The sequence below is a fragment of the Cupriavidus ulmosensis genome (assembly GCF_977008105.1).
This window is the reverse complement of the sequence record NZ_CDRMWP010000001.1, coordinates 3,594,058-3,606,180: the sequence shown is the minus strand read 5'-3', so window position 1 is coordinate 3,606,180 and position 12,123 is coordinate 3,594,058. Positions and strand designations below refer to the sequence as shown.

Below are 12,123 nucleotides of genomic sequence, written 5' to 3'. Positions count from 1 at the left end.
AGGCGGGTCAGGCGGAGAAGGTGTGCTCCGCCGCCGGGAAGCTGCCGTCCTTCACGGCCGCCACGTAGGCGCGCACGGCGGCCTCGATCGACGCGGCGCCTTCCATGAAGTTGCGCACGAACTTGGCCTTGCGGCCCGGGTAGACGTTGATCATGTCCTGCAGCACCAGCACCTGGCCCGAGCAGTCCACGCCCGCGCCGATGCCGATGGTGGGAATCGTCAGCAGGCCCGTGACCACGCCCGCCAGCGCCGCCGGCACCGCTTCCATCACGATCAGCTGCGCGCCCGCGGCCTGCAGCGCGAGGGCGTCGCGCTTGAGCTGCGCGGCGCTCTCGTCGGTCTTGCCCTGCACCTTGAAGCCGCCCAGCGCATGCACCGACTGCGGCGTCAGGCCGATGTGCGCGCACACCGGGACGCTGCGCTCGACCAGGAACTGCACGGTCGGCGCGAGCCAGTCGCCGCCTTCGAGCTTGACCATCTGCGCGCCCGCGCGCATCAGCGTGGCGGCGCTGGCGAAGGCGGTCTCGGGCGTGGGGTAGGTGCCGAACGGCAGGTCCGCCACCAGCAGCGCGCTCTGGTTGCCGCGCGCCACGCATTCGGTGTGGTAGGCCATCTGTTCCAGCGTCACGGGCAGCGTGGTCTGCTGGCCCTGCATGACGTTGCCGAGGGAGTCGCCGACCAGCAGCACTTCGACGCCGCAGTAGTCGAGCAGCGCGGCGAAGCTGGAGTCGTAGGCGGTCAGCATGGCGATCTTTTCGCCGGCGGCGCGCATCGCCTGCAGCTTGGGAATGGTGACGGTCTTGCGGGAGGGATCGAGGAGGTAGCTCATGACGTTGGGCCGGTAGAGAGACGGGAGGCGGGCGGGCCGCTTCAGGCCATGCGGCGGGCCGTTGTCCCCTGCAATCCGCTTTGCCGCGGTGCGCGGCAGCGGCTGCTGTCGTTATGGTCGGGCTGGCAGGCGGGAACCTGTCAGGGCGCAGCGAGATTGAGAAAGGCCTTGCGGCCGCGCATGTCTTCGATGCGCGACAGTAGTGTACGGAAATCGCCGTCGTTGTCCACCGGGTTGAAGTGGGCGGTGTCGACGATCATCACCGGCGCCTCGTCGTAGCGGTGGAACAGCTCGCCGTAGGCGCCGCACAGGCGCTCCAGGTAGGTGTCGTCGATGCTGGATTCGCCGGGCGCGTTGCGCCGCGCGATGCGCTCGCGCAGCAGCGCGGGCGAGGCCTGCAGCACGATCACCAGGTCCGTGCGCTGGCTCTGCGCGGGCAGGCGCGCGGCGAGGGCGTCGTACAGCGCCAGCTCGTCCTCGGGCAGCGTCAGGCCCGCGTAGAGCCGGTCGCGGGCATGGAGGAAATTGCCCACCATGCGCTGGCCGGCCAGCAGCGCCGCCTGCCACGCCTGCAACTGCTGCGCGCGCTGGTTCAGCAGCGACAGCTGCAGCGGCAGCGCGTAGCGCGCCGGCTCGCGGTAATAGCGGTCGAGGAAGGGATTGCCGCGGGCGCCGTCGAGCAGCTCGCCGGCGCGCAGGGTTTGCGCCAGGCGCTGCGCCAGCGCCGTCTTGCCGGCGCCGATGGGGCCTTCCACCACGATCCTGCGCAGATGTTCGAGCATGGGCGGGTCCGGTCGGCTAGGGGAGGCGGGCCGGGGAGCGCGACGTTTCCTGACGGCGCGCCCCGGGATGCCGCGTCGTCAGGAAGCGTCGCGCGCTTCCGTTTTCTGCCGCGTGCACTGGCAGAACGAGAATTTCTCGATGCGCTGCGTATTGACCGCCGGCAGGAAGTCGGCGGCCGGGCCGCGGCCCGGGATCACCAGCGCGGGGTCCAGCTCCAGCAGCGGCACCAGCGTGAAGGCGCGCTCGGCCACGCGCGCATGCGGCACCGTGAGATGTTCGTCGCCGTGGATCTCGTCGCCGAACAGCAGCAGGTCGAGGTCGAGCGTGCGCGGCGCGTTGCGGAACGGGCGCTCGCGGCCGAACTGGTCCTCGATGTGGTGGCAGATGCGCAATAGCTGGGCCGCGGTGAACGGGGTTTCCACCTTCACCACCGCGTTGAAGTAGTCGTCGCCGCCCGCGTCGACCGGGGCCGTGCGGTAAAGCGACGATCTCGCCAGCACCGTGATGCCGACCTGCTGGGCCAGGCACACGATGGCATCCTTGAGGGCCTGCCGGGCATCGCCCAGGTTGGCCCCGATGCCGATAAAGGCAACTGTCATTACGATTCCTCCGGCTGGACGCGCACCTTGCCGGCGTTCCGGTCTTCAGCCGAGCCGGCATCCTGGCTCGCGTCCATATCACTCCGGGAGGAAACTTTATCCGATTTCCGCGGACTGCGCCGGCGGCGCTTCTTGCGTGCCGGGCCGCCGCTCTCGCTGCCGTCGCCGCCATCGCCGCCGTCCCAGTCGCCGGACGGTTCGCCGCCGTCGGGGCTGCCGCCACCGCTGCCGCCGCCACCGCCCTGCTTGCCGCCGCGCGGCGGGCGCACGGCGTCGATCAGGGCCTCGCGGCGCTCGCCGTCGGCGTTCTGGAAGTCCTGCCACCAGCGCGCCAGCTCGGCCGGCTGCTCGCCGGAGTCGCAGCGCAGCTGCAGGAAGTCGAAGCCGGCGCGAAAGCGCGGCGACTCGATCAGGCGGTGCGGCATGCGGCCCACGCGCTTCTCGAAGCGCGGCTGCATGCCCCAGATGTCGCGCATGTCGGTGACGAAGCGGCGCTGGATGGCGAGCTGGCCGGTCTGGCGCTCGAGCACGTCGTCCATCGCCGTGTTGAGCGCGGCGATGGCGTGCTCGCCCTGCTCGCGCAGCGCGGTCCAGCGCTGCAGCACGTGGTGCCACAGCAGCGCGGCGAACAGGAAGCCTGGCGAGACCGGCTTGCCGACCTGCACGCGCTGGTCGGTGTTGTCGAGCGCGAGCTGCACGAAGCGCTGGCCCATCGGCTGCTCGATCGCCACGTCCAGCAGCGGCAGCAGGCCCTTGTGCAGGCCGGCCTTGCGCAGCTCCTGCAGTGAGGCCCAGGCGTGGCCGGACATCAGCAGCTTGAGCATCTCGTCGAACAGGCGCGCGCTGGGCACGTTGTGGATCAGCGAGGCCAGGTCGGCGATCGGCTGGCGCGTGTCCTCGTCGATGCCGAAGCCGGTCTTGGCGGCGAAGCGCACCACGCGCAGCATGCGGATCGGGTCCTCGCGGTAGCGCGTGACCGGGTCGCCGATCATGCGCAGCGTGCGCGCGCGGATGTCTTCCATGCCGTGATGGTAGTCATACACCGTCTGCTCGGCCGGGTCGTAGTACATCGCGTTGATGGTGAAGTCGCGGCGTTCCGCGTCCTCCGCCTGCGAGCCCCACACGTTGTCGCGCAGCACGCGGCCCGAGGCGTCGATCGCGTGGGTCTTGCTGTCGAGCTCGGCGCGCTTGAGGCGGCGCCCCTCGGGCAGGGTCTCGCTGGCCACCGCGTCGACCAGCGCGCGGAAGGTGGAGACCTCGATGATCTCCTGCTCGCGCCCGCCGTAGAAGGTCACGTGCACGATCTGGAAGCGCCGGCCGATGATGCGCGAGCGGCGGAACAGCGCCTGCACCTGGTCGGGCGTGGCGTTGGTGGCGACGTCGAAGTCCTTGGGCTTGATGCCCAGCAGCAGGTCGCGCACCGCGCCGCCCACGATGAAGGCCTGGTAGCCGGCCTGCTGCAGCGTGGAGGTGACCTTGATGGCGTTGCGCGAGATCAGCGACTGGTCGATCTGGTGCTCGTCGTGCGGCACGATGTGCGGCGTGCCGGCGCGGCCACGGCGTTTGACGGGGCGCTGCTGGGGGCCCGGCTTGCCGAGCAGCCGGTTGATTAGCTTCTTGATCACGTCAGAACAGATCCATGATGCGCCAGCCGGCCGCGGCGGCGTGGTGACGCAGGCGATCGTCCGGGTTGGCGGCGATCGGTTCGCTGACCTTTTCCAGTAGCGGCAGGTCGTTGGCCGAATCGCTGTAGAAGGTGGTGGTTTCGAAGGCATCCCACTGGGTGCCCATGCTCTTGAGCCAGGCTTCGACGCGGGCGATCTTGCCCTCGCGGAAACTCGGCAGGCCCGCCACCTCGCCGGTGAAGGCGCCGTCCGGCTGCCCGTTGGCGGTGGCCGGCTCGGTGGCGATCAGGTGCTTGATGCCGAAGGCGGCGGTGATCGGCGCGGTGACGAAGCTGTTGGTGGCGGTGACCACCGCGCACAGGTCGCCGGCGTCGAGGTGCTTGTAGACCAGCGCGCGCGCCTGCGGCGTGATGACCGGATCGATCACTTCGCGCATGAACTGCTTGCGCCAGGTTTCGAGGCGGTCGCGCGGATTGGCCGCCAGCGGCGCCAGCGCGAAGCGCAGGAAGGCTTGTATATCCAGGGTGCCTGCCTTGTACTGCCCGTAGAACTCCTCGTTCTTGCGGCGGTAGGTTTCCTCGTCGACGACGCCCAGGCGCACGAGGAAGCGCCCCCATTCGTGGTCGCTGTCGGTCGGGAGCAGGGTATGGTCGAGGTCGAACAATGCCAGATTCATGGGCGGCGATTTTACATTAACGTGATTGTTGCCGGTTTCTTGGCGTCGCTGCGCCCCAACGCAGGCAAGCACGCGGCATGCCAGGGGCTGCGGGGGCGGTGCCGGCTGCGTGCGCTCACTCGCGCAGCTCCGCGAACATTTCCCGCAGCAGCGGCAGCGTGACGGCGCGCTTGCGCTCGAGCGAATAGGTGTCGAGCGCGTCCAGCAGCGCCATCAGGCTGGGCATGTCGCGGTAGTGGCGCGTGACCAGCCAGTGCGGGATCTCGGGCGAAAGCTGCAGGCCGCGCTCGCGCGCGGCCTGCACCAGCGCGGTCATCTTGTCTTCGTCCGACAGCGGCGCGAGCTGGTAGACCAGGCCCCAGCCCAGCCGCGTGCGCAGGTCCTCGCGCACCGGCATGGCCAGCGGCGCCACGCTGCCGGCCACCACCAGCGCGGTGCGCACGTGGGCGCGTACTTCGTTGTAGAGCGAGAACACGGCGATCTGGCGCGCTTCGTCGAGCAGTTCCACGTCGTCGACCGTGTAGAGCTGGCAGCTCGGATCGAAGATGAAGTCCGACAGCGCGTGGTGCGGGCTCAGGTAGCGGCAGCGGATGCCGGCCTGGTAGCCGCTCTCGCACACCGCGTGCAGCAGGTGGGTGCGGCCCGAGCCGGTCTCGCCCCACAGGTAGATCAGGCGGTCGGGCGCGCGCTCCTGCGCCACCGCCGGGGCCAGGTCGCGCAGGCGCTGCACCGGCTCGCGGTTGGCGGCCACGAAGAAATTCTCGAAGGTCGACGGCGGCGGGCTGCCAAGTTCAAGCGAAAGCTGCTTGGGGCGCGGATACATGGCTTTTCGGTTACCTGGGGTGAAGGCCTGCTGCCCTGTAAACGCGCCGCCCCGCGCCCGCGCCGACCGCGGCCGGCACGTGGGGGCGCCGGCCGCGGTCGGCAGCGGTGGCGTGCATCGGCAGTGAATGGGGGCAAGACTTCATGACGCGAAGAACCGGAAACTGGAAGGCGGCAGCCTGTATCCGTTAAAATTGCGATTCTACTGGACTCGCGGCCGCAAATCGCCGTCGTGAGCGCCGCATTCCTCACTTCATACCCCCAGGACGAGCAGGTTCTATGAGCGCATCCCCCACTTCCGGCCAGGCAGGCCTTTCCTACCGCGATGCCGGCGTCGATATCGATGCGGGCGACGCGCTTGTCGACCGCATCAAGCCGTTCGCCAAGCGCACCATGCGCGAGGGCGTGATGGCCGGCATCGGGGGCTTCGGCGCGCTGTTCGAATTGTCGAAGAAATACCAGGAGCCGGTGCTGGTGTCCGGCACCGACGGCGTGGGCACCAAGCTCAAGCTGGCCTTCCAGCTCAACCGCCACGACACCGTGGGCCAGGACCTGGTGGCCATGAGCGTCAACGACATCCTGGTGCAGGGCGCCGAGCCGCTGTTCTTCCTCGACTACTTCGCCTGCGGCAAGCTCGACGTGGAGACCGCCGCCACCGTGATCCAGGGCATCGCCCACGGCTGCGAACTGGCCGGCTGCGCGCTGATCGGCGGCGAGACCGCCGAGATGCCGAGCATGTACCCGGACGGCGAATACGACCTGGCCGGCTTCGCCGTCGGCGCGGTCGAGAAAAGCCGCATCATCGACGGCAGCACCATCGTGCCGGGCGACGTGGTGCTGGGCCTGGCCTCGTCGGGCGCGCACTCCAACGGCTACTCGCTGGTGCGCAAGATCATCGAGGTGGCCCGGCCCGACCTGAACGCCGATTTCCACGGCCAGCGCCTGCAGGACGCCATCATGGCGCCCACGCGCATCTACGTGAAGCCGCTGCTGTCGCTGATCGAGACCCTGCCGGTCAAGGGCATGGCCCACATCACCGGCGGCGGCCTGACCGAGAACGTGCCGCGCGTGCTGGCGCAGAACGTGACCGCCGTGCTCCAGCGCGACGCCTGGACCCTGCCGCCGCTGTTCCAGTGGCTGCAGGCCCAGGGCAACGTGGCCGACGACGAAATGCACCGCGTGTTCAACTGCGGCATCGGCATGGTGGTGATCGTGGCGAAGGAAGATGCCGCGCGCGCCATCACCCATCTGCAGGCCGCCGGCGAAGCCGTGTGGCAGATCGGCGAGATCCGCGAGCGCGCCGAAGGCCAGGCGCAGACCGTGGTGGTCTGAGCGAAGGGTTTTCGGCAAGGAAAAACGGCACATGCCTGGCGCATGTGCCGTTTTTTTTCGGCGGTCCCGGCATGTTTGCCGAAGCCCGCGAATGCGCCTACACCGCCCGAGCTAGCCCAAGCAACGTGCAAACCGGCGGTGGCCTTGCAACTGCGCCAGTTCAGCCAGCCGCCCCCATCTTCGCCAGCGCGTCGCCGGTCACGCGGCAGATGCGCCAGTCCGGCAGCACGTCGGCGCCCATCGCGCGGTAGAAGTCGATCGACGGCGTGTTCCAGTCCAGCACGGTCCATTCGAAACGGCCGCAGCCGCGCTCGACCGCCAGCGCCGCGAGGTGCCGGAGCAGCGCCTTGCCCATGCCGTGGCCGCGCCAGGCCGGGTCTACGTAGAGGTCTTCCAGGTAGAGCCCGCGCCTTGACAGGAAGGTCGAGAAATTGTGGAAGAACAGGGCGAAGCCGACCGCCTGCGGGCCTTGCGCGCCGGGCACTTCCACCAGCACCGCCTCGGCCAGCGGGCGCGCGCCGAACAGCGCTTCCTCCAGCTTGCGCGGCGTGGCTTCGACCAGATGGGTCAGCTTTTCGTATTCGGCCAGCGCGGAGATCAGCGTGAACAGGGTTTCGCAGTCGGCGGCGGTGGCGGGGCGCAGGGTGAAGGCGGGAGCGGAGGCGGGCATGGCGGGTCGCGGGATCGTCAGTCGATAAGCGGCGATTATCGCGTATCCATCACTTCGGCTTCGATTCGGTCCCGATTGCGATGCCGCTGCGGCATTCAGGCGGCGCGCCGCCTCGTCATGCCTGCCCGATGCTTGCCAGCCGCGCCACCTGCGCCGCGTAGTCGGGCGCGAGGCAGTCCACCACCTCGCGCTCGGGCGTGCTGCGCAGCCAGGTCAGCTGGCGCTTGCAGAGCTGCCGCGTGGCGGCGATGCCGCGCTCGCGCATGGTGGCGTAGTCGGTTTCGCCGTCGAGGTATTCCCACACCTGGCGGTAGCCCACGCAGCGGATCGAGGGCAGCGTCGGCTGCAGGTCGCCGCGCGCGCGCAGGCGCTCCACTTCCTCGATGAAGCCGCCGGCCAGCATGGCGTCGTAGCGCGCCGCGATGCGCGCGTGCAGCGCGGCGCGGTCGGACGGCTCGAGTGCGATCACGCGGTAGCGCCGGTCGGCGGCGCCGGCGAAGGTGCGCTCGTCGGCCTGGCGCGCCAGCAGCGCGGACATGGGCTGGCCGGTGAGGCGGTGGATCTCCAGCGCGCGCTGGATGCGCTGGGCGTCGTTGGGCGCCAGCCGCGCGGCGGTGACGGGATCGACCTGGGCCAGCATCGCGTGCAGCGCCGGCCAGCCGCGCGCGGCGGCGAGCGCGTCGAGTTCGGCGCGCACCGCGGCGTCGGCCTGCGGCAGGTCGTTCAGGCCCTGCGTGAGCGCCTTGTAGTAGAGCATGGTGCCGCCCACGATCAGCGGCGCGCGGCCGCGCGCGCGGATCTCGCCGATCAGGCGCTCGGCGTCGGCCACGAACTGCGCGGCCGAATAGCTCTCGGCCGGGTCGATGATGTCGATCAGGTGGTGCGGCACCGCGGCCAGTTCGGCGGCGGACGGCTTGGCGGTGCCGATGTCCATCCCGCGGTAGACCAGCGCCGAGTCGAGGCTGATGATCTCGACCGGCGCGCGCGCGGCCAGCGCCAGCGCGGCGGCGGTCTTGCCCGACGCGGTGGGGCCGAGCAGGCAGACGACGGGCGCGGCGTGGCCGGCGGAGGCGGGGGCTGTCACGGCGGGCGCGGCGGGCTTACTGGCCGCGCAGGAACAGCCGGTCCAGCTCGGCCACCGACAACTGCACCCAGGTGGGCCGGCCGTGGTTGCACTGGTCGGCGCGCTCGGTCTGCTCCATCTGGCGCAGCAGCGCGTTCATCTCTTCCACGGTGAGCTTGCGGTTGGCGCGCACGGCGCTGTGGCAGGCCAGCGTGGCGAGCAGCTCGTTCTGCCGCTCGGCCAGCACGCGCGAGCCGCCGAACGACTGCAGGTCGCGCAGCACGTCGCGCGCCAGCGCCTCGGTGTCGGCCTGCTTGAGCAGCGCCGGGATGGCGCGCACCGCGAGCGTGGTGGGCGACACCGGCGCGATGTCGAAGCCCAGCAGCGCGAGCGTGTCCTGGTGTTCCTCGGCGGCGCCGATCTCCACCGGGCTGGCGGTCAGCGTGACCGGGATCAGCAGCGGCTGCACGGCGAGCTCGCGCGCGTCGAGCGCGGTCTTGATCTGCTCGTAGAGGATGCGTTCGTGGGCGGCGTGCATGTCGACCAGCACCAGCCCGCGCGCGTTCTGCGCGAGCACGTAGATGCCGTGCAGCTGGGCGATGGCGAAGCCGAGCGGGTGGGCGTCGTCGGCCGCGGATTCTTCCCGCGGCGGCGCCGTTTCGAGCAGGCCGGGCGGGTCGTTCTCGCGGGCGGCACGGGCATCGGCCAGCCAGGCCGGCGGCGTGCCGGCGCCATCCGCATGGCCGCCGGGCGCCGGCGCGGCCGGGCGCGCGAAGCCGCCGCCGGGCTGGATCGCGTCGCGCACCATGCCGAGGTAGGCCTGGCGCGGCTGCATGACGCCGAGCTCGGTCTGGCGCGCGGCGGCGGTGTAGTCGACCCAGGGCCGCACGCCGGCACCGCTGCCGGCACTCATGCCGCCGCCGGGCGCGCCGCCCCTTGCCGGCAGCGCGCCGCCGAAGCCGCCGCCGAGGCCGCCACCGCGCGGCGGCGGGGGCGCCTCGGCATCGCCGGTCGTGCTGTGCAGGCTGTCGCCCTGCGCGCCGGCCTGGCGGGCCAGGCAGCGCTGCACGGCGTGGTAGACGAACTGGTGCACCGCGCGCGATTCGCGGAAGCGCACCTCGATCTTGGACGGGTGCACGTTCACGTCCACCATTTCCGGCGGCAGGTCCATGCACAGCACGTAGGACGGGAAGCGGTCGCCGTGCAGCACGTCCTGGTAGGCGCTGCGCACCGCGTGGGTGAGCAGCTTGTCGCGCACGTAGCGGCCGTTGACGAAGAAGAACTGCTGGTCTGGGCGGCCGCGCGAGGCGGTCGGCAGGCCGGCGAAGCCGTACAGGTGCAGGGTGTCGGCTTCCTCGTCGAGCGGCAGGCGGGCGCGCGCGAAATCGGCGCCGAGCACCTGCGCCGTGCGCGTGGCCACGTCGCCGGCGTTCCAGTGCTCCATCGGGCGGCCGTTGTGATGGACCGTGATGGCGACGTCCGGGCGCGCCAGCGCCACGCGCCGCACCATCTCCAGGCAATGCCCGAACTCGGTCTGCTCGGACTTCAGGAACTTTCTGCGCGCCGGCGTGTTGAAGTACAGGTGCTGCACGTCGACGGTGGTGCCGACGCCGCCGGAGGCCGGCTGCACCTTGCCGCTGTCGGCGGCGACCAGCGTGGCATGCGCGTCGTCGGCGGTGCGGCTGGTCAGGGTCAGCTCGGAGACCGAGGCGATCGAGGCCAGCGCCTCGCCGCGAAAGCCCAGCGTCAGCACGGATTCGAGCTCGTCGAGCGAGGCGATCTTGCTGGTGGCGTGGCGCATCAGCGCGACCGGCAGCTCGGCCGCGGGGATGCCGCAGCCGTTGTCGGCGATCACGATGCGGCGCACGCCGCCTTCCTCCAGGCGGATGTTGAGCTGGGTGGCGCCGGCGTCCAGCGCGTTCTCCAGCAGCTCCTTGACCACGGAGGCGGGGCGCTCGACCACCTCGCCGGCCGCGATCTGGCTGATCAACTGGTCGGGCAGCGGGCGGATGGGACGCAGGGGCTGGGCAGGGCGGATGGCTTCGGCGGGCATGGCGGAATTATACGTGCGCGTGCCCCTCGCCCGCAGGGCGCCGCAGGTGGCTTTGGCGCCGGTGCGGTCTTGTATGATGTCGGCTAGATCTAGAACGGGGATTCAATTGGACATCGCTTTGCAGTTCATCGACATGCTGCTGCACGTCGACAAATACCTTGGCACGGTCATCCAGAACTATGGCGGATGGGTCTATGCGATCCTCTTCGCCATCGTCTTTGCCGAGACCGGCCTGGTGGTGCTGCCGTTCCTGCCGGGCGATTCCCTGCTCTTCATCGCCGGCGCCTTCTGCGCCACGGGCGCCATGAACGAATGGGCGCTGGTCGGGCTGCTGCTGGTGGCGGCCGTGGGCGGCAATACCGTCAACTACCTGGTGGGCAGCTGGGTGGGCCCCAAGGTGTTCGACGGGCACTGGCGCTTCCTCGACCAGACGGCACTGCGCAAGACGCACAATTTCTACGAGCGCCACGGCGGCAAGACGCTGGTGATGGCCCGCTTCCTGCCGATCGTGCGCACCTTCGCGCCGTTCGTCGCGGGCGTGTCGCAGATGACCTTCGCCAAGTTCCAGTTGTTCAACGTGCTGGGCGCGGCCGCCTGGGTGCTGGGCCTGGTGTTCGCCGGCTACTTCTTCGGCAACCTGCCGTTCATCAAGCAGTACCTGAACCTGATCGTGCTGGCCGGCATCGGCGCGGCCATCGTGCCGCTGGTGCTGGGCGGGCTGTGGAAGCTGGTGCGCGGCGGCAAGCGCCGCACGTCCTGAGGCGCCGCGGCGCTCAACCGAAGCTCAGCTGACGCTGCGGCTCATCAGGCGCAGCGCCGGCATGCGGTCGCGGATCTGGGTGGTGTCGGCCGCGTCGGGCCGCGCCATCACGTAGGCTTCCAGGTCTTCGAGCGCCGGGCGGAAGCACTCCAGGTTGGCGTAGGCCAGGCCGCGGTCGCGCACTTCCTCGATCGAGCCCGGCAGCAGGATCACCAGCCGGTTCTGCACCGCCAGCAGGCGCTGCCAGCGCGATTCCTGCAGGTAGATCGACTTGAGGTTGCGCAGCACGCGCGCCACGATCTCGCGGTGGCTGGCCACCTGCAGGAACAGTCCCAGCGGCACCTCGTTGGGATCGGCGATGCCCTCGCGCTCCAGGTGCGGGTCCAGCATGTCCTGCAGCTGTTCCTTGGACAGCGTCTCGCCCGTGAGCGGGTCCACCACCACTTCGCCGGCCGGGATCGACATCCGCACCAGGAAATGGTTGGGAAAGGACACGCCCTTGAGCGGCAGGCCGATCTGCTGCCCCAGCTCCATGTAGAGCACCGCCAGCGAGATGGGAATGCCGCGGCGCTGCTTGAGCACCACGTTCAGGTAGGAATTGTCCGGGTCGTAGTAGTCGTTCGCGTTGGCGCCGAAGCCCAGGTCGCGGTAGAAGAAATGATTGAGCAGGCGCAGGCGCTGGATGGCCGGCGTGCCCTCGGCGACGCGGCGCTTGAGCCGGACCGCGAGCATGTCGAGCGCGGCCAGTTCCGACTGCAGGTCAAGGTCAGGATAGGCATCCTGGGCGATCGAGAGCACCGTCTCGGTCAGCGGGATGCCGTGCTCGTCTGCCACGAGGCTGGCGAAGTAGTCCAGGACTTTCGTGGTTGTCATCGCGGCATTCCCGAAGACGGCAGGGCGGCGGTCGCGCG

Annotated in this window: 12 protein-coding genes; 2 read left to right on the top strand and 10 right to left on the bottom strand. The window is 70.1% G+C overall.

Features of this window, described 5'->3' with window-relative positions; genetic code table 11:
• Positions 1–7: 7 nt before the first annotated feature.
• From panB to hda, 6 genes are all read right to left on the bottom strand, one after another.
• Positions 8–829, bottom strand: a complete 822-nt coding sequence (panB, locus tag ACWTPI_RS16545; protein WP_059413541.1) for a 3-methyl-2-oxobutanoate hydroxymethyltransferase — start codon at positions 827–829, stop codon at positions 8–10.
• Between the two features lie 140 nt (positions 830–969).
• Positions 970–1,611, bottom strand: coding sequence for a deoxynucleoside kinase (locus tag ACWTPI_RS16540; RefSeq protein WP_020201752.1), 642 nt, complete (start codon positions 1,609–1,611; stop codon positions 970–972).
• 78 nt (positions 1,612–1,689) lie between these two features.
• A complete protein-coding gene (gene folK, locus ACWTPI_RS16535; RefSeq protein ID WP_020201751.1) occupies positions 1,690–2,211 on the bottom strand; it encodes a 2-amino-4-hydroxy-6-hydroxymethyldihydropteridine diphosphokinase in 522 nt (173 codons plus the stop codon).
• Complete coding sequence (gene pcnB / locus ACWTPI_RS16530; protein ID WP_020201750.1) at positions 2,211–3,836, bottom strand: polynucleotide adenylyltransferase PcnB; 1,626 nt, start codon at positions 3,834–3,836, stop codon at positions 2,211–2,213. The genes folK and pcnB overlap by 1 nt, the downstream gene beginning before the upstream one ends.
• A 1-nt stretch (position 3,837) precedes the next feature.
• Positions 3,838–4,512 carry a histidinol-phosphatase gene (locus ACWTPI_RS16525; protein WP_029043330.1) on the bottom strand — a complete coding sequence of 225 codons (675 nt, stop codon included), beginning with the start codon at positions 4,510–4,512 and terminating at the stop codon, positions 3,838–3,840.
• Positions 4,513–4,627: 115 nt separating this feature from the next.
• A complete protein-coding gene (gene hda, locus ACWTPI_RS16520) occupies positions 4,628–5,335 on the bottom strand; it encodes a DnaA regulatory inactivator Hda (RefSeq protein WP_020201748.1) in 708 nt (235 codons plus the stop codon).
• A gap of 278 nt (positions 5,336–5,613) precedes the next feature.
• On the opposite strand from hda, the gene purM reads away from it, so the two are divergent.
• The gene (gene purM / locus ACWTPI_RS16515) at positions 5,614–6,666 is read left to right on the top strand and encodes a phosphoribosylformylglycinamidine cyclo-ligase (protein ID WP_454732188.1); all 1,053 of its coding nucleotides are present in this window, start codon (positions 5,614–5,616) and stop codon (positions 6,664–6,666) included.
• A gap of 160 nt (positions 6,667–6,826) precedes the next feature.
• On the opposite strand, the gene ACWTPI_RS16510 is transcribed toward purM, so the two are convergent.
• The 3 genes from ACWTPI_RS16510 to mutL all read right to left on the bottom strand — a co-directional run bounded on the left by ACWTPI_RS16510 (position 6,827) and on the right by mutL (position 10,452).
• Positions 6,827–7,336: a GNAT family N-acetyltransferase gene (locus ACWTPI_RS16510; RefSeq protein ID WP_020201746.1), complete on the bottom strand. Its 510-nt coding sequence runs from the start codon at positions 7,334–7,336 to the stop codon at positions 6,827–6,829.
• A gap of 115 nt (positions 7,337–7,451) precedes the next feature.
• A complete protein-coding gene (miaA, locus tag ACWTPI_RS16505) occupies positions 7,452–8,420 on the bottom strand; it encodes a tRNA (adenosine(37)-N6)-dimethylallyltransferase MiaA (protein ID WP_454732187.1) in 969 nt (322 codons plus the stop codon).
• A 16-nt stretch (positions 8,421–8,436) separates the two neighbouring features.
• Positions 8,437–10,452: a DNA mismatch repair endonuclease MutL gene (gene mutL / locus ACWTPI_RS16500; protein ID WP_454732186.1), complete on the bottom strand. Its 2,016-nt coding sequence runs from the start codon at positions 10,450–10,452 to the stop codon at positions 8,437–8,439.
• Positions 10,453–10,585: 133 nt separating this feature from the next.
• On the opposite strand from mutL, the gene ACWTPI_RS16495 reads away from it, so the two are divergent.
• Complete coding sequence (locus ACWTPI_RS16495) at positions 10,586–11,212, top strand: VTT domain-containing protein (protein WP_369796869.1); 627 nt, start codon at positions 10,586–10,588, stop codon at positions 11,210–11,212.
• Positions 11,213–11,236: 24 nt separating this feature from the next.
• Here the strand turns inward: ACWTPI_RS16495 and ACWTPI_RS16490 are convergent, their stop codons facing one another.
• Positions 11,237–12,085, bottom strand: a complete 849-nt coding sequence (locus ACWTPI_RS16490; RefSeq protein ID WP_020201742.1) for a SirB1 family protein — start codon at positions 12,083–12,085, stop codon at positions 11,237–11,239.
• Positions 12,086–12,123: the final 38 nt, after the last annotated feature.